The sequence below is a fragment of the Streptosporangium becharense genome, assembly GCF_014204985.1.
GTDB lineage: Bacteria > Actinomycetota > Actinomycetes > Streptosporangiales > Streptosporangiaceae > Streptosporangium > Streptosporangium becharense.
Map to the genome: position 1 here is coordinate 2,230,003 of NZ_JACHMP010000001.1, position 17,469 is coordinate 2,247,471.

At 73.4% G+C, this 17,469-nt stretch carries 11 protein-coding genes; 7 read left to right on the plus strand and 4 right to left on the minus strand.

Annotation, left to right across the window (positions count from 1 at the left end; genetic code table 11):
* Positions 1–18 precede the first annotated feature (18 nt).
* The 3 genes from F4562_RS09590 (at position 19) to F4562_RS09600 (ending at position 6,631) form a co-directional block, all read left to right on the plus strand.
* Positions 19–1,656: a class I adenylate-forming enzyme family protein gene (locus tag F4562_RS09590; protein WP_184542729.1), complete on the plus strand. Its 1,638-nt coding sequence runs from the start codon at positions 19–21 to the stop codon at positions 1,654–1,656.
* Positions 1,653–3,959 carry an acetate--CoA ligase family protein gene (locus F4562_RS09595; RefSeq protein WP_184542731.1) on the plus strand — a complete coding sequence of 769 codons (2,307 nt, stop codon included), beginning with the start codon at positions 1,653–1,655 and terminating at the stop codon, positions 3,957–3,959. The genes F4562_RS09590 and F4562_RS09595 overlap by 4 nt, the downstream gene beginning before the upstream one ends.
* A gap of 566 nt (positions 3,960–4,525) precedes the next feature.
* Positions 4,526–6,631 carry a CHAP domain-containing protein gene (locus tag F4562_RS09600; RefSeq protein ID WP_246473398.1) on the plus strand — a complete coding sequence of 702 codons (2,106 nt, stop codon included), beginning with the start codon at positions 4,526–4,528 and terminating at the stop codon, positions 6,629–6,631.
* Between the two features lie 175 nt (positions 6,632–6,806).
* Here F4562_RS09600 and F4562_RS09605 read toward each other — a convergent pair whose 3' ends face one another.
* Entirely contained in the window at positions 6,807–7,631 is an 825-nt protein-coding gene (locus F4562_RS09605; protein ID WP_184542735.1) for a TIGR03619 family F420-dependent LLM class oxidoreductase, read from the minus strand.
* Positions 7,632–7,889: 258 nt separating this feature from the next.
* On the opposite strand from F4562_RS09605, the gene F4562_RS09610 reads away from it, so the two are divergent.
* Positions 7,890–8,993, plus strand: a complete 1,104-nt coding sequence (locus F4562_RS09610) for an alcohol dehydrogenase catalytic domain-containing protein (protein ID WP_184542737.1) — start codon at positions 7,890–7,892, stop codon at positions 8,991–8,993.
* A gap of 218 nt (positions 8,994–9,211) precedes the next feature.
* On the opposite strand, the gene F4562_RS09615 is transcribed toward F4562_RS09610, so the two are convergent.
* On the minus strand, positions 9,212–11,449 hold the full coding sequence (locus F4562_RS09615; protein ID WP_184542739.1) for an MMPL family transporter: 2,238 nt from the start codon (positions 11,447–11,449) through the stop codon (positions 9,212–9,214).
* Positions 11,450–11,571: 122 nt separating this feature from the next.
* Between F4562_RS09615 and F4562_RS09620 the strand changes: the two genes are divergently transcribed.
* Positions 11,572–12,117, plus strand: a complete 546-nt coding sequence (locus F4562_RS09620; RefSeq protein ID WP_184542741.1) for a TetR/AcrR family transcriptional regulator — start codon at positions 11,572–11,574, stop codon at positions 12,115–12,117.
* Here F4562_RS09620 and F4562_RS36265 read toward each other — a convergent pair.
* A complete protein-coding gene (locus F4562_RS36265) occupies positions 12,092–14,233 on the minus strand; it encodes a serine/threonine-protein kinase (protein ID WP_184542743.1) in 2,142 nt (713 codons plus the stop codon). The two genes, F4562_RS09620 and F4562_RS36265, sit on opposite strands and share 26 nt — an antisense overlap.
* Before the next feature lie 197 nt (positions 14,234–14,430).
* On the minus strand, positions 14,431–15,264 hold the full coding sequence (locus tag F4562_RS09630; protein ID WP_184542745.1) for an LLM class F420-dependent oxidoreductase: 834 nt from the start codon (positions 15,262–15,264) through the stop codon (positions 14,431–14,433).
* Between the two features lie 157 nt (positions 15,265–15,421).
* On the opposite strand from F4562_RS09630, the gene F4562_RS09635 reads away from it, so the two are divergent.
* Together F4562_RS09635 and F4562_RS09640 are read left to right on the plus strand one after the other, a co-directional pair.
* Entirely contained in the window at positions 15,422–16,213 is a 792-nt protein-coding gene (locus F4562_RS09635; protein WP_184542747.1) for an alpha/beta fold hydrolase, read from the plus strand.
* Complete coding sequence (locus tag F4562_RS09640) at positions 16,210–17,460, plus strand: LLM class flavin-dependent oxidoreductase (RefSeq protein WP_184542749.1); 1,251 nt, start codon at positions 16,210–16,212, stop codon at positions 17,458–17,460. Before F4562_RS09635 ends, F4562_RS09640 begins: the two co-directional genes overlap by 4 nt.
* Positions 17,461–17,469 lie beyond the last annotated feature (9 nt).

Below are 17,469 nucleotides of genomic sequence, written 5' to 3' on the forward strand. Positions count from 1 at the left end.
CCTGAACGGAGGCCAGCCATGGCGCACCCGACCCCGGCAGGCAGCCCCCACGGCGATCCCTGTGGCACCCCCCGCGGTAACCCTTATGGCAACCCTTATGGCAACTACGCGCACGCCGTCCTCACCGCCGGTGCCCTGCGCACCCCCGACCGGGTCGCGCTGACCTACTGCGGCGAACGGAGCCTCACCTACGCCGAGCTCGACCGTCGCGTCAACAGGCGGGCCCACGCGCTGGCGGCCGCCGGGGTCGAGCCGGGACGGCGGGTGGCGGCGCTGCTCAACGAGACGCTGCACGTGGCCGAGGTCTACCTGGCCGCGGCCAAGCTCGGCGCCGTCGTCGCGACGCTCAACCCGTACTGGCCGGTCGAGACCCTGCGGGAGGTCGTCGCGCACTCCCGGGCCGCCGCGTTCGTCTACGATTCCACCGTCGAGCGCTCCGTGGCGGAGATCCGCCCCCGGCTGCCGGAGGTCACCCGCTGGGTGAGGATCGGCGGGCCCGGCGCGGAGGCCGTCGACCTGGACGCGCTCACCGCCGGCGCCTCCGAGGAGGAACCCCCGCTGGGCGGCTTCGGCGACGACCCGCTGGCGCTCTACTACACCTCGGGGACGACCGGTCTGCCCAAGGCCGTGGTCCACACGCACGCCTCGTCGTTCGCCACCGCGCAGATCTGGCTGGACGTCCCGCACGCCGAGGACTCGGTGCTCGGCACCGGGGCGATCATCTGGGGCATCGGCTTCCCCGCGCTGGTCGGTCCCGCGCTGTACGCGGGCATGCGGCTGGTGCTGGAGCAGGACTGGGGGCCGGCGAACTTCCTGAAGGTCGTTCCCCGGGAGCGCGTCACCCATGTCTCACAGATCCCGTCCTTCTACGCGGCGCTCCTGGCCTCCGGCGAGCACGAGGGGGTGGATCTGTCCTCCCTGCGGGTCATCATGCTGGGCGGCGAGCCGCTCCCTACGACGCTGCTGGCCCGGATGAAGGAGCGGCTCCCCGACGCGGGCGTCTACTCCTACTACGGGCAGACCGAGGCCCCCTACACCTGTTTCGGCCGGGTCGACGACGGCAGCACCCCGCCGGGCTCCTCCGGCAGGGCCAGGACCGGCAACGCCGTGCGCGTCACCGGTCCCTCCGGTGAGCGGGTGGTCGGCGAGGTCGGCGAGATCAACCTCGCCGGGCCGCACCGCATGGCCGGCTACGACGGACTGCCCGGCAGGACCGCCGAGGTGCTGCGCGGCGAGTGGTACGTGGGCGGCGACCTGGGCGTCCTCGGTGAGGACGGCAACCTGACCGTGCTCGGCCGCCGGGAGGACTCCATCCTGAAGGGCGGCGCCTGGTCGCAGCCCGCGTCGATCGAGGAGGCGGCGACCGCGCTGGACGGCGTCGCCGAGGCCGGGGCGGCCGGGGTCCCCGAGCAGCCCGAGGGCCGGGAGGCGGTGGAGCAGCGGATCCTGCTCGCGGTGGTCGCCAGGGCCGGCCACCGGCTCGACCCCGCCGGGATCGCCCACGCCCTCACCGGTGTCCTGCCCGCCCACCGGCGCCCGGACCGCGTCGTGGTCGTCCCCGAGCTGCCCCACTTCCGGGACGCCTCCGGCGGGCCGGGCAAGCTGCTGCGGCGGGAGATCCGGGACCGCTACCGGCACCTCCTGGACGAGGCGTGAGCGCGGGCCGCGGCCCGTACGAGCACGAGGTCAAGGCACTGCTGCGCGAGCACGGGGTGGCGGTGCCGCGAGGCACGACGGCGGGCTCCCCCCGCGAGGCCGGTGCCGTCGCCGCGACACTGACCTCGCCCCTGGTGCTCAAGGCGTTCGGCCCGGGGCTGGTGCACAAGTCGGACGCCGGGGCGGTCCGGCTGGGGCTGACCGGCCCGGCCGGGGTCGAACGGGCCGCCGCCGAGATGCTGGCCGGGCTCACCCGCCTGGGTGTCGTCCCCGGCGGTTTCCTGGTGGAGGAGCAGATGCCGCCGGGGGTCGAGCTGATCGTCGGCGTGGTGTGCGACCCGGGCTTCGGCCCCGTCCTGCTCGCCGGGCTCGGCGGCGTCTGGACCGAGGTCCTGGACGACACCGCACTACGCCTGTGTCCGATCTCCACGGACGACGCCCGGCGGATGCTCGCCTCCCTGCGGGGTGCGCCGCTGCTGCACGGCCATCGGGGCCGCCCGCCGGTGGACGTCGAGGCCGTGGTGCGGTTGCTGCTCGCGGTCGGCGGTCGCGGGGGGCTGTGGGAACGGCTGGAGCTCGGCGAGTTCGAGCTCAATCCGGTGATCGCCACCGGGGACGGCGCCGTCGCGGTGGACGCGCGCCACCTGCCCACCCCCCGGACACCCGCCGCACCGGACGGGGATCGGGACCTCGCCGGGCCCCGGGAGGACGGGAGCCGGACGGGGGACTTCACCGCACCGCGGGAGGACGGGAGCCGGCCGGGGGACTTCACCGCGCTGTTCGAGCCCAGAGCCGTGGCCGTGGTCGGAGCGTCCACCGGCAGGCCGAACTTCGGGAACATGTTCCTGGAGTTCTACAAGGCCACCGGAGTGCCGCTGGTCGCGGTGCATCCCGAGGCGGCGGAGGTCGGCGGCGTGCCCGCGGTGCCGACGCTGGCGGACGCGGACGTCGACTACGCGCTGGTGGCCGTCCCGGCCGGCCGATGCGCCGAGGTCGTGCGGCAGGCGACGGGCGTGCCGTTCGTCCAGGTGATGAGCGGCGGGTTCGGCGAGGCCGGAGAACCCGGGCTGGAGGCCGGCCTGGTCACCGCGGCCCGGGAGGCCGGGACACGGCTGCTCGGACCGAACTGCATGGGCGTCTACAGCCCACGCGGCCGGCAGACCTTCGTCGGCGGGCGGCAGGGCCCGCCGGGCCGGGTGGCGCTGATCTCGCAGAGCGGCGGGCTGGCCGGTGAGGTGATCAAGGTCGGTGAGCGGCGCGGACTGGCGTTCAGCCGGGTGGCCACGGTCGGCAACGCCGCCGACGTCACCCCGGCCGAACTGCTGCGCTGGCTCGCCACGGACGAGCACACCTCGGTCGTCGGCATGTATCTGGAGGACCCCCGGGACGGCCGGGCCCTGTTCGAGGCCCTGGCCGCGGTGCGCGGGCGGCTCCCCGTCGTCCTGCTGACCGGCGGCCGAAGCGGCCAGGGCCGCAGGGCCGCCGCCTCCCACACCGGCGGCATGGCCGGTGACGGCCGCGTCTGGCGGGCCCTGGCGGAGCAGACGGGCGCCGCCCTGGTCACCGGTCAGGACGACCTGGTCGGCACCCTGTCGTTCTTCCAGTCACACGCCTCCCGGCTCATCCGCCCCGCCCCGGGAGGCTCCGCCTCCGGGAGATCCGCCTCCGGGAGATCCGCCCCGGGAGACGCCGTACCTGGAGGCGCCGTACCCGGAGGCGCCGTACCGGAAAGTTCTGCGCGTCCGGTGGCGGCGCCGGACGCGGAGCACTCCGGGGACCACTCCGTTCTGGTGGTCGGCCCGAGTGGCGGGGCGAGCGTGCTGGCGGCCGACGCCTTCGACGCGGCGGGGCTGGAGCTGGCGCCGTTGCCGGACGGGGCGGCGCAGGCACTCGGCGTTCTGGGCGGCGGGGTGCCCGGGATCTCCCCGGCCAACCCGCTGGAGATCCCGGTCGGCCCGCGGACCCGCCCGGAGCTGGCCCGGGAGGTCATCGCGGCGATCCTCGCACGACGGCCGTACACCGACGTCGTGGCGCACGTCAACGCACAGAGCTTCTTCACCTTCGGAACCACCGCCGACCCCCTGTACGCCTACGCCCGGGAGCTGGCCCGCGCTCAGCGGGACCTGCCGGGGGTCAGGATCACCCTGGTGTGCAGGAACGGCGAGTGCGCACCGTACGGGGTCGAGGACCGGGTCCGCGCGATCACGGCCGGTGCGGGGATCCCCCTCTACCGCTCGATGGAGTCGGCGGCCGTGGCCGTGGCCGCCGCCCGGCGCTTCGTCCGGGGGCTGGGTGGTCAGTAGAACGTCGGCCATCCGGCGCAGGTGTGGTCGCTCGTCCGCAGTATGGAGGAGACCTTGTCGTTGAACCTCCATGGCGCGTCTCCCAGCCTCGCCACTCTCTCCCCGGGCCGAATGCAGAAGCGACGGTCCTGGAAGTAGGCGTCGTCGAAGAGGCCCCAGCCGAAACCGGTGGCCTCGGGGACACGTCCATCCGCCCCCGGCCGCCGACCGCACCGCACCGCACCGCACCGCACCGCACCGCCGGCTTCAGGTAGATCTTTTTCCGGGTGGTTTAACGATCGCCACCCCTCATAGGGCCTCCGACATGGCCATTTATCAGTAAACGTGATCTTATGTAACTTAACGTGTTCTTTTAGATGTTTTGACCGCTCCTTTTCGCCGGGTAGCCTCCCTGATCACGGAAGACAACAGGCCTACGGCGCCGCCACACGCGTCCCGACCGCCCTCCCGGTCGTCTCGCGTGAACGTGCCATCGCTCGACCCCGTCTCCCGGCAGCCAGGTCGCGAGGCGGCGCGACCACGCCCGCAGGCCGCCGGGGGTCGCCGGAAGATCTATGACCCCTGACATGCAGAAGCTCATAGAGCTGCTGGAGAGTGAACTCGGGTACGCCGAGAGGAGCGGCGGCTACACGAAGTTCGGTGACTGGTACGGCAAGACGGTCGAGTTCGACGCCGACTACACCGCGGCCCCCTGGTGCGACATGTATCTGTCATGGGCGGCCTGGAAGCTGGGCTACCAAGACTGGGTCGGTCAGTTCGCCTACACCGTCTACCACGCCCAGTGGTTCAAGGAGCAGGACGCCTGGGGCACCGTCCCGAAGCCGGGCGCGCTCGTCTTCTTCGACTGGAGCGGGTCGAAGAAGATCAGCAAGATCGACCACGTGGGGATCGTGACGAAGGTCGTCGGGAACAAGATCCACACGATCGAGGGCAACATCGACGGCGGTGTCGCCAAGCGCAAGGTGCGTGACACCGACAAGGTCGTCGGGTACGGGTACCCGGAGAAGGTCAAGATCCGCCTGGAGCGGGAGGCGTCCGAGAAGCAGGTGGTCGTCAAACCGGCCGACGCCGGTGCGGGCAACTCGGTGCAGCTGAGCTCCGGCCCCAACCTGCTTTCGATGATGCCTCCCGGGACCGTACGGGAGAGCCTGGAGGCCCTCGGAGCCGACACCAAGCCGGCCCCCAAACACGCCAGGAGCGCGTCCCGGCCCGCCGAGGGCACGGCGGCCTCCACGTCCTCCGGCACCACGGCGCAGAGCACCCGGCCAGACACCAAGGACACCGCGGGCGCCCGGGGCTCCGAGAGCCCGACACCGACGCCGGCGCCGGCCGCCGGGCGTACCGGCTCCGGCAAGCACGCCAAGCCCGCCGCCGCCGACACCAACGCGGTCGTGGTCACCCCCACCGCCACCGCCGCCCGGGACATCACCTCGCCGGCCGCCGACCTCGGCAGTCCGGGCATGCTCGCCCCGGTCCTGCTCGCCGCGGTCGCGATCCTCGCCACCGCCAAGGCGAAGCAGTCGAAGACGCGCCTCGCTTTCGCCGCCGCGGGCGGCGCGTCCGCCGCCCCGTCCCGCCGGACTCCGGGCCGCCGCGCGCCCGGCCGCCGCCGCAGGACGGCCGTGTCCCTCTCCGCGCCCGTCTCCACGCACGAGCTCCACAGTCCGCGTGAGGTCGTCGCCACGACCACGCTCACACCCGCCGGAGCCGCCGGGTTCCCCTCCCTCACGACGGCCGCCGCCCACGTCGAGGAGACCACCGGGACCGGCCGCACCCGCGGCCTCCTCACGGGTGGCAGCATCACGGCGGGCACCGCGGACGACATCCTCACCGGCATCACGGCGAGCGCCATGGACGACATCCTCACCGGCGCCACGACGGGCACCATGGACGACGTCCTGGGCGGCGCCACGACGGACGCCGCCCAGGAGGCCCTCCCGGCCGGTGTCACGGGTGACCTCCTCGCAGGCACCGGCGCGGAACGGGACGTCACGGTCCGCCGGCTCCGGGACGCCCTCGAAACCGACCAGACCTGGGACGCCTTCGCGACCGTCCGCACCCAGGACGCCGTCTCGGCCGACCTCGCCCGGGCGGCCCTCGGGGCCGGCCACGAGCGGGACGCCCTCGCCCCGGCCGCCTTCTCCGGCGACCAGATGTGGGACGCCTTCTCCGGCGGCGCCTCCGCCGGGGGCGACCACGCGCGCGACACCGCCGTACCCGGCCGCGGGCGGGGGGCCTTCGACGCGCAGCGCCCCGGGGAGCGCCCCCGGGCCCCCTACCAGGGCAGGCGCCGCCGCCTGCAGGAGCGGTCCGCGGCCGGGTCCCCGGCCTTCGTCCAGGACGCCCCACTGCGCGGGCGCCGTCACCGCCGGGCCGACGCGGCCCACGGCGACCTTCCGGTGACGCCTTCGCGTTCCACGACCGCGTCCGCACGCCCGCGCAGGGCGGGGACGGGACCGGTCGCACCCGCCGTGACAGCCGTGCCCGCGGGTGCGGCGCCGCCGGCGGCCCCGGCGCTGGCCGGCCGCCGTCATCGGCGGGCCGCGCCGGCGGGCGTCACCACGGCCGTACCGGCCGCACCCGCCGCCGTCACCGGCCCCGCCGCCGAGCCGGATGACGTTCCGGTCCACGGAGGTTACCGGGGCCGCCGCCGGGCCGGGACGCGGATCTGAGAGCCTTCCCGCCCGGGAGACCCGGGCGGGAAGGCCGAGGAGAGCACGCGGTCCCGGCGATGACCGGCGGGCCGAGGAAGTCACGCGGCGACACCGGCACCGCGGCCCGGACCGCCGGCGACCGCAAGGGGGCCGGGGCCCCGGCCGACCGCGACGGGCCGCCCATGACGAAGCGCTACCGGAGATACTCCGCCGCGAAGGCCGCCAGGCCCGTGACGGCGTCGCGGCTGCGCCGCCAGGGGCGGACGATCATGCGGTCCACGCCGAGCGCCTCCCACCGGGGGATCTCACCGGGCCCGCTCAGCTCGTACGCGTGCGCGGTGACCGAGAAGGGCCGGCCGTCGCGGAGCGCGGCGAGCCGGTCCAGCCGAGGGCGGATCGTCTCCGGCGAGTGCGGCATGCCGATCCAGCCGTCGCAGAGCCGGGCGGCCCGCCGTAGGGCGGCGTCCGACTCGCCCCCGGCGAGGATCGGCAGGCGTTCCTGGACCGGCTTGGGCTCGAAGGCGACCTCCGGGAAGTCGTAGAAGCGCCCGGTGTGGGCGACGACCGGCTCGGACCAGAGACGGCGGGTGATCTCGATCGCCTCGTCCAGCCTGGCCCCCCGGGTGGTGAAGTCGATCCCGGCCGCCCGCCACTCCCCCTCGTACCACCCGGCGCCGACCCCGCAGACGGCCCGCCCGCCGGAGACCCGGTCGAGGGTGGCGAAGGCCCGCGCGGAGACGAACGGGTGCCGCAGCGCGTACAGGTGCACGGCGGTGCCGAGCAGGACCCGCGAGGTCAGCCCGGCCAGCCAGCACAGGTACGCGGGGGCGTCGAACAGCGGGGTGGCCGGGGAGATCGCGGGGCGGTCGGCGCCGGGGTAGACGGCCAGGGAGAGGTCGGTGGTGAAGACGAGGTGCTCGGGCAGCCAGACCGACTCGAATCCGAGCTCGTCGGCGGCGACCGCGACGTCCCGCCACGCGTCCGGGTGGATGAGTCCGAGCGGGACGCCGAACCTCACGGCCGCCTCCGCACTCCGCACCCGGGGAGGAGCCCGGGGGCCTCCCGGGTCGTGTGCCCTGCGGATGCGGGGTCCCCCGCGGGGATGGGATGCGGATCCACCAAACCAACCTAGCGCACGCTTGCTACCTCGTACAGGACATCGAGGCCACGCGTCCGGCCGGGACGCCGATCCGGCCACCAAGCAACTGCTTGCTTATGCTCCGGCTCCGGGTTAGCGTGCGGAACGGCACGGGTCCTCGGCGCGACGGGAGCTGACATGTTGATGCGCGCGGCGGTGCTCACCGCGTTCGGGGCCCCGCTGGAGGTCCGCGAGGTCGAGATCGCCGACCCCGGCCCCGGCGAGGTCCGGGTGCGCATCGGGGCGTCCGGCATATGCGGCTCCGACGTCAAGGCCCTGGACGGCGGGAGCCCGGCGGTCCGGCGGCTCCCGTTCGTCCTCGGCCACGAGAGCGCCGGGACCGTGGAGAGCGTCGGCGAGGGCGTGACCGGCGTCGCTCCGGGCGACCAAGTGATCATCGCGATGAACGGTCCCTGCGGACGCTGCCGCGAGTGCGGCGGCGGCCGGTTCCACCTGTGCGGCGGCGCGGCCAGGATGGCGGCCGTCGCGGGCACGATGCGCGACGGCACCACCCGGGTACGGGTGGACGGCACCGGCGCGAGAACGATGATCGGAATCGGCTCGTTCGCGGAGTACGCCGTGGTTAACGAGCCCATGTGCGTGCGGATCGGGAAGGACGCACCGCTCGACGTCATGTGCCTGCTGGCCTGCGGGGTGGTCACCGGGGTCGGCGCGGTGCTCAACGTCGCGCGGGTCGTCCCCGGCTCCAGCGTGCTGGTGGTCGGCTGCGGCGGGGTGGGGCTGAACGTGGTGCAGGGTGCGGTGCTGGCCGGGGCGACGACGATCGTCGCCGCCGACCTGGTCGAGGCGAAGCTGGAGCTGGCCCGCGAGTTCGGCGCCACCCACACCGTTCCCGCCACCGGCCTGGCCGGGCGGGTCGGTGAGATCGTCCGGGGCGGGGTGGACTACGCCTTCGACGTCACCGGCGTCACCGAGGTCCTCGGGGAGACCTTCGCCGCGACCCGGCCCGGCGGCACCACCGTGATGGTCGGCAGCCCGCCCCGGGACCGGCCGCTCGGCGTCGACCCCGGCCTGCTGTTCGCCTCCCGGCGCCTGATGGGCACCCAGGGCGGGGACGCCGCGCCGCTGCGGGACCTGCCCATGCTGGCCGAGCAGTACGCACTCGGCCGCCTGGACCTCGACCGCCTGGTCAGCGAGCGCGTCCCGCTGGAGGGGATCAACGAGGCGATCCGCCGCGTCCGCGGGGGCGCCGTGGCGCGCAGCGTCGTCGTCTTCGACTGAGCACGCCCCCTGGGCCGGGGCCGTCCGGCCCCCGGCGGACGCTCCGGCCCGGTCTCGACCGCCTGGCCAGCGAGCGGCCCTGACCGTGGACGGACCCGACCTCGAGCGGCCCTGACCGTGCACGGCCCCGACCGTGCACGGACCCGACCGTGGACGGACCCGGCCATGGACGGCCCCGACCGTGGACGGCTCCACCGGAGCCGGTGCCGGGCGGGGCCTCAGCCGCGTGCCGCGCCGACGAGCTCCCGGCTCGGCTCCTCGGCCTCGGCCTCCTCGTCGTTGCCCTCGATGGAGAGGTTGGGCAGGATCCGGTCCAGCCAGGCGGGGCACCACCAGTTGAACCTGCCCAGCAGGACCATGGCCGCCGGGACCAGGAAGCCCCGGATGATGGTGGCGTCCACCGCGATGGCCACGGCCAGGCCCACACCGAAGATCTTTACCATCGGGTCGGGGTAGGCGATGAAGGCCACGAAGACGGCGACCATGATCAGGGCCGCGGACGTGATGACCCGGCCGGTCGAGCCGAGGCCCTCGGCGACCGCCCTGCGGTTGTCGCCGTGCCGCACGTACGACTGCCGCACCGCCGTGAGCAGGAAGACCTCGTAGTCCATCGACAGGCCGAACAACACCGCGAACAGCATCAGCGGGATGTAGGTGTCGATCGGCACGCTGAAGAACAGGGTGCTCAGGTAGGAGCTCTCGGCGCCGACCGGCGGGTCCATGCCGACCAGTCCGCTGCCCAGGCCCATGGAGAAGACCAGCGAGAGCGCGCCGAACGCGGCCCCGAGCGAGACCAGGTTCATCAGCGCGGCCTTGAACGCGACCACCGGTGAGCGGAAGGCGAGCAGGAGCAGCAGCGCGCTCAGCAGGACCACGACGCCGACGACCAGCGGGGTGCGCTCGGAGATCCTGGCACCGGCGTCGGCCATGGCGGCGACCTCGCCGCCCACGTGCACCGTCGCCCCCTCGATCCGGAGGGCACGCACGTCCTCGACCACCTCCAGTGCCCGGGGGTCGCTGGGGGCGTAGTCGGTGACGGCCCGCACCAGCACCGCCGTGCCGGCGTCGTTGAGGATCGGGTCGGCGACGTGGGCCATCCCGTCGACGTCGGCGACGCGCTCCTTGAGGATCCGCAGCATGGCGGGCTCGGGCTCCCGGTCGACGATCCTCGTCTCCAGGTCGGCCACCACGACGAGAGGACCGTTCATGCCTGGCCCGAACCCGGCGTGCAGGAGTTCGTAGGAGCGCCGCTGGTCGGTGCCGCGGTCGGCGTAGCCGTCGTCGAGCGAACCGAGCTTGAGCGCCAGCGCGGGAGCGGTCAGCGCGCCGAGGACGACGACGCTCAGCACGAGCACCCCCCAGGGCCGCCTGGCGACCCACTCACCCAGCGAAGCCCAGCCGGAGGAGGAGCCGTGGCTGCCGCGGCGGCCCATGAACGGCAGCCGGAGCGCGTTGACGCGGTGCCCGAGCAGGCCGAACAGCGCGGGGACCAGGGTGACCGAGGTGAGCACCGCGCAGACGACCGAGATACCGGTGATCCAGCCCAGCGTCCGCAGCAAGGGGAAGCCGGCGAGCATGAGAGCGCTGAGCGCGATGACCACGGTGCCGCCGGCGAACACCACCGCGCCACCCGAGCTCGCGACCACCCGGCGGACCGCCTCGTGCACCGGCACCCCGTCGGCCAGCAGCTTGCGGTGCCTGCTGAGCAGGAAGAGCGCGTAGTCGATGCCGACGCCGAGCCCGATCATCGTCGCCATGATCGAGGCCTGCTTGGGGACGTCCACGATGTGGCCGAGCAGGCTGATCACGCCCAGCCCGGTGGCGATGCTCACCAGCGCCGTGAAGATCGGGATCATCGCGGCGACCAGCGTGCCGAACGCGAACAGCAGGACCAGCAGCGCGCAGACCACGCCGATCGCCTCGCTGGCCCCGGTCTTGATCTCCTTGTCCGCCGGGGTGGACGAGTCGGCCGGCACCGCCTCGATGCCCAGCCGCCGGACCGGTTCCGCCGCGGCGGACAGCCGCTTGGTGTTCTCCGCCAGCTTGGAGTTGTCGTGCCCCTCCATCTTGACCGTGATCAGGCCGATCTCCATGCTCGGCGCCAGGCCGCCGACCCGGTACGGGGTCTCCACCTCGACCACGTGCGGGACCTGGCGGATGCGGTCCATCGCCCGGTGCACCGCGCGCACCCGCCGTTGGGCGGTGAGCGGTCCGTCGGGCGAGTAGAGCACGATCTGCACCGTGCCGCCCGGGTCGAGACCGGCGCCGAAGCCTTCGCGCATCAGGTCGTGGGCCCGCTGGGCGTCCGTCCCGGGAATGCTGACGTTGTTGCTCACCGGACCGGGGAACAGCACCGACCCCGCCGTCAGCAGGACGGCGGCGATCACCCACAGGGCCAGTACGGCCCTGCCGTGCCGAGCGCACCAATCTCCGAGTCGCCCCAGCAAACCAGACATCGGGACCGCCCTATTAAGGTCTGATATGTGCCTGAAAGACCGTCCTGTACGGGCGTACAGACGTACGATCAAGAGTAGGGGCAAAGAGTGGTAAATGCTCTGAATTACGTGGGAATGAGACGATGACCACACTTGAGCACGGGCACGACACCCGGAGCCGGATCCTCGCCGCCGCCCGGCAGCTGTTCGCCGAACGCGGCTACGCCGGAACCTCGCTGGCCGACATCGCCTCGGCGGTGGGCCTGACCAAGACGGCCGTCGCCTACCACTTCCACCCCAAGGACCGGCTGGCCACGGAACTGATCGCGCCGGCGGCCGAGGACGTCGTGGCGCTGCTGGAGGGTGAGCACGACGACGGGCGCGCCTTCGTCGAGGCGCTGGTGACCTTCGTGGTCCGGAACCGGATGATCATCCGATTGATCATGGAGGACATCGACGCCGCCGACGAGGCACCACCCGGCTCCGTCGGCGAGACCATCCGCGCCATCCGCGACGAGATCTACCGCCGCGTGGCCGGACCCGACCCCGACCCGGTCCGCCGGGTACGTGCCTGTGCCCTGCTGGGCTCGCTCCACTTCTCGGTGCTCAAGACGATCGACCTGCCGCAGGAGGTCGTCCGGGAGACCCTCCTCGCCACGGCCCTCACCCTCCACGACTCCTGGTCCTGAGCCACGCCCATCCGGTCCCGCGTTCCCCGGAGAGCGACTCCTGAGGGACCTCGCCGGCGGAGGACCCGCCGGGCTCGGCGTCGGGTTCCGGCTCCGGTTCGGGATCTGGTACCGGTTCGGGTTGCGGTTCCGGCCCCGGACCGGCCTGGGCCTCGACACCGATTCCGATCACGACCGTCGCGCCGGGACGGGCACAGCGACCGGGAGCCGGACTCTGCCCCAGCACCGTGTCCACCTTCCCGGGATCGGCGACGGGTCGCACCCGCGTCCGCACGCCGAATCCCGCCGCGGCGAGCGCGTTCGACGCGTCGGCCGCGTCCCGGCCGACCACCGAGGGCACCTCGGCTCCGTGCCGGGACACGACGAGCGTGACCGCCGTACCGGAGGCGACGCGCTCGCCCGCTCCGGGAGAGCTGGCGAGCACCCTGCCTGCGGGCTGACCGGAGCAGCGCGTGCCCACGTCACCGGCGGCCAGGCCCGCCTGGGCCAACGCGGCCTCCGCAGCCCTGCGGCCGAGCCCGGTCAGCACCGGCACCCGGACACCGGCGGAGACCTCGATGTCGACCCGGCTGCCTCTCGCCACCGCGGCACCGGCCTCCGGGCGGCTCCGGAGCACCTGCCCGACCGGCCGGTCGGAGTCGGCGTCCGTGACGGTTCCGGCGGTCAGCCCCGCCCGCTTGACCAGGGCGATCGCCGCGGAACGATCCATCCCCGCGAGGGACGGGACGAGCACGGTGCCGACCGGCGACGGCAGCGGCGCCGAGCCGGCACCACCCGCCCTGGGCCCGTCGGCCCGGGTCGTCCGCGGCGGCCCGGCCGGAGGGACCGTCCGGCCGGCCTGCGGCGTGGGCGTGGGTGCGGGCTCCGCCCGCGCGCTGGTCTCCACCGCCGGGACGACGGGCGCCGCCTGCCCGCCGCCGCTCAGCGCGGGGGCCAGCGCTCCGGCCAGCACGGCGGCGCTCACCAGCAACGCCCCGGAGACCGCGACCGAGGCGCTGGTGGCGGCCCGTCCCGGACGGGTCCGGTACTCCTCGCCCTCCTCGTCCGCGGCGGGCGCCTCGTCACCGGCGCGGCCCCCGCTCCACACGACGCCCCCGCCCCGGACGGGGCTTCCGCTCCGGACCGGGTCGCCGCCGCTATGGCCGGGGCCGCCGTTCCCGGTGGAACCGCCGGACCCGGCCCGCCCCGCCCGCTCCGGGAGGGCGTCCGCGATGGAGGTGACGGCCGGGGCGGCGTCCGGAGCGACGGCCGGCGTGGAGCGCGAGGAGTACAGGGCTGCGTGGTGGCCGCCGTCGCCGAGCCCGTCGCCGAGCCCGTCGCCGAGCAGGGAGAGCAGCAGTTCCCTGCTGGCGGGACGGTTGCGGGGGTTCTTGTCGAGGCAGTCGGCGACCAGCGCGCGCAGTGGCCCGTCGAGACCGCCCAGCCGCGGGTCGGCGGTGAGGATGCGGTGCAGGACGGCCGGGATCGAGTCCTGGCCGAACGGGGCCTGGCCGTTGGCGGCGAAGCACATCGTGGCGGCCCAGGAGAAGACGTCGGCCGCCGGGTCGATCTCGGTGCCCTCCACCTGTTCGGGCGCCATGTAGGCGGGGGTGCCCGCCCCCCGGCCGCTCTGCGTGGCCGCCGCGTCCAGCGCTCTGGCCAGCCCGAAGTCGATGACCCGCGGCCCGTCGGGACCGAGCAGCACGTTCTGCGGCTTGAAGTCGCGATGCACGATCCCGGCCCGGTGGATGGCCGCCAGGGCGGTGGCGGTCCCGATGGCCAGGCGCTCCAGTGCGCCACCCCGCCGGGGTCCGCCGATCATGACCTCCCGGTGCAGGGACGGGCCGTCGACGTACTCGCTGACGATGTACGGGCTCGTCCCTTCCAGCCCCGCGTCGATCACCTGGGCTGTGCAGAAGCGGGCCACCTGCTTGGCCAGCTCGACCTCGCGCAGGAAGGCGTCCGGATCGTCCCCGACGGAGGCGTGCAGCAGTTTGACCGCGTAGGGCTCCAGGCCCGTGTCGGGACGCACGGCGACGTAGACCGCTCCCTGGCCTCCCTCACCCAGACGGCCGACGATCTCGTAGTCACCGAGCCGCGCGGGATCCCCCGTCCTGAGCGGCTGCGCATACGGCACGCGGGCCTCCCCTCGCCGCCACTCTTCTCACTCAAGAAGAAGCATCGCCGACAGTCAACGGGGGCGAAGCGCATGTGCATCCGACCGTGACACTCATGTGATGCTCACGTCACGGCAAACGGGACAGTCAACGCGGATCACCCGCTCAACGCGTCAGAAAGGCTCAGGCACAGGAAGGGGCAGCGCGTCAGGGAAGCTCAGCTCGTCAGGAAGGCCGTGTACGCGTCCAGCACGGGCAGGACCTGATCGGCCTGGCCGCCGGGCAGGCCGAGCACGACCTCCTCGATGCCCAGGCCCGCGTAGTGGTCGAGTTTCTCCTTGGTGGGAAGCGTCCCGAAGGGAATGATCCGCACCATCTCCCGCCCGGCCTTCTCGCAGGCCGCGCGCAACGCGGGCAAAGCGGCCCTGATACCCCCGCCGCCGATCGGCAGCCATCCGTCGGCGTACTCGGCGATGTGGGCGAAGAGCTTCGGACCCGCCGCCCCGCCCAGGTAGACGGGCGGCCCGGAGACGGGCTTGGGCCAGGACCAGGAGGGCTCGAAGGTGACGTGGCGGCCGTCGAACCCGGCCACCTCCCGGCTCCACAGGGCCTTCATCGCCAGCACGTGCTCGCGGGCGATCTCACGACGGGAGCGGAACCCGCCGGGCCCGCAGTGGTCCTCCGCCTCCTCGACGTTCCAGCCGAAGCCGACGCCGAGCACCACCCGGCCGCCGGACAGGTGGTCCAGGGTGGCCACCGCCTTGGCCGTGACGATGGGCTCCCGCTGGGCGGCGAGCAGGATGCCGGTGCCGAGGGCGATCCGGTCGGTCACCGCGGCGGCGTGGGAGAGGGCGACCAGCGGGTCGAGCGTGCGCCGGTACTCCTCGGGGAGCACGTCCTGCCCCATGGGGGGCGGTGTGCGGCGGGAGACGGGGATGTGGGTGTGCTCGGGCAGGTAGAGGGAAGCGAACCCGCGTTCCTCGGCGGCCCGTGCCAGCTCGGCGACCGGCATGGACAGGTCGGTGGCGAACGTGGTGACACCCAGCCGCATCGACGTCTCCGTTCTTTAAACCAAGCGATTGCTCGGTGACGGGTTCCTAGGGTAGCGTGCTCACGTCACGGATGACGAGGGCGGAGGCTGACGTCCACCGGCCGCACCGGCGGCGGAACCGCCCGGCGGGCACGGCACTCCTCACGGAAGGACGCTGATGGCGTTCACGGACCTAGGCGACGTGCGGCTGTTCCACACCGACGACGGGACGGGCGGGACGACCCTGCTGCTCGTCCACGGGCTTGGGTCCGACTCCTGCGAATGGGTCCACCACATCCCCGCGCTGGCCGAGCGGTACCGGGTGGTCGCGGTGGACGTCCGGGGGCATGGTCATTCCTCCGCGCCGGAGTCCGGCAACACCCCCCGTCGGATGGCCGACGACCTCGCCCGGCTCTGCGCCGCGCTCGGCGTCGGCTCGTGCGTCGCGGTCGGCCATTCCATGGGCGGGCACGTCGTCTCCCACCTGGCCGTGGAACACCCCTCGCTGGTCGGAGCGCTGGTCACGGTCGACCCCGGGTACGGCTTCACCGGCCCGGTCGCCGCCGGTTTCCCGGCGATGATCGAGCGGATGCGCGAGGACGTCATGGGGGTGTGCCTGCGCAACGACGAATGGACCTACACCCCCGCGAGCCCCGGCTGGCTGCGCGAGTGGCACCGGCGGCGCATCCTGGCCACCTCGCCGCACGTGCTGCTCCAGGCGTTCGAGGCGATGTTCGGCGGACCGGACGCGCTCGGCCTGCGCTCCGGCGCGGAGACCTACCTGGCGCGCCGGACCTGTCCGGTGCTCACCTTCCGGTTCGACCCGGAGCAGGCCGCGTGGGAGGCCGGGCTGTTCAAGGACCCGCGTTCCAAGGCGGTCACCTGGGAGGGCAGCGGCCACCGGCTGCACGAGGAACGCCCCGGGGAATTCCTCACCGTCGTCACGAACTGGCTAAGGAGCCTGCCGTGAAGTTCTCGTTGATGCTCAATCCGCAGATCCCCGGCTCGGGCTACAGCCAGGAGGAGAACGCCAGGGCCAGGAGGCCGATCGGGCGTGACACCGAGTCGTACCAGAAGCTGCTGGACGAGGTCCGCGAGATCGCCGTCCACGCCGACCGGCTCGGCTTCGACGCGCTGATGATGACCGAGCACCACTTCCACTCCGAGGGCTTCGAGTTCTCGGTCAACCCGCTGATGTTCCTGACCGACCTGGCGGCCAGAACCGAACGCATCCTGCTCGCGCCGCTCGGCCTGGTGCTGCCCGCCTGGGACCCGATCAGGGCGGCCGAGGACGTCGCCCTGCTGGACCAGTTCTGCCGGGGCCGTCTGCGGCTCGGTGTGGCCCGCGGCTACCAGAACCGGTGGATGAACGTCCTGGCGCAGCGCTGGCGCGCCTCCGCGGCCCGGTCGGACGGCTCGAAGGACGACGACCGCAACTTCGACGTGTTCGGCGAGGTGCTGAACATCATGAAGATGGCCTGGACGCAGGAGACCCTCCGCTACCGGTCCGAGGTGCTCGACTACGAGGTGCCCGCGCCGTTCGACGGCATCGAGGGCTGGCCCGCGCAGGAGTGGACCAAGACCTTCGGCGCCCCCGGCGAACTCGACGACGCCGGCAGGATCCGGGCGGTCTCGGTCTGCCCCCGGCCGTACCAGAACCCCCACCCCGAGCTGTGGCAGCCGTTCACCATCTCCGACCGCTCGGTGATCCGGGCCGCGCAGGAGGACATCCTGCCGTGGATGTTCACCCCGAACCCGGACGAACACGCGGCCAAGGCCAGGCTCTACCAGGAGGAGTCGGCCAAGTGCGGGCGTGACTACAAGCTGGGCGAGCACACCGGAATCCTCAAGATCGTCGGGATGGCCGACACCCGCGAGGAGGCCATCGCCACCTACGGCAAGAGCATGCAGAAGGACTTCGCCGCCTTCTTCGGCCCGTTCGGCTACCTGGAGGTCCTCCGCAAGGAGGAGGACGACCGCCACCGGCCGATCAGCCCGGAGAAGGGCGACTTCAAGCGCATGAACGAGGTCGAGATGGCCCTGCTCGGCAACCCCGACGACGTCAAGCGCGGCATCCGGCGCATGCTCGACCGGATGCCCGACCTGGAGTGGTTCGGCCTGTTCATGCAGGGGCAGCAGGGGGTGCTCCCCCTCGACACCGTCAAACGCAACCTCGAACTGTTCGCCACCAAGGTCATCCCGGAGTTCTCCGGCTGATCCGTCCCG

Excerpts from the sequence above, each read along its gene's own strand:
- F4562_RS09590 (WP_184542729.1), top strand. The coding sequence starts at position 19 with ATGGCGCACCCGACCCCGGCAGGCAGCCCCCACGGCGATCCCTGTGGC.
- F4562_RS09600 (WP_246473398.1), top strand. The coding sequence starts at position 4,526 with ATGCAGAAGCTCATAGAGCTGCTGGAGAGTGAACTCGGGTACGCCGAG.
- F4562_RS09610 (WP_184542737.1), top strand. The coding sequence starts at position 7,890 with ATGTTGATGCGCGCGGCGGTGCTCACCGCGTTCGGGGCCCCGCTGGAG.
- F4562_RS09615 (WP_184542739.1), bottom strand. The coding sequence starts at position 11,449 with ATGTCTGGTTTGCTGGGGCGACTCGGAGATTGGTGCGCTCGGCACGGC.
- F4562_RS09620 (WP_184542741.1), top strand. The coding sequence starts at position 11,572 with ATGACCACACTTGAGCACGGGCACGACACCCGGAGCCGGATCCTCGCC.
- F4562_RS09630 (WP_184542745.1), bottom strand. The coding sequence starts at position 15,264 with ATGCGGCTGGGTGTCACCACGTTCGCCACCGACCTGTCCATGCCGGTC.
- F4562_RS09635 (WP_184542747.1), top strand. The coding sequence starts at position 15,422 with ATGGCGTTCACGGACCTAGGCGACGTGCGGCTGTTCCACACCGACGAC.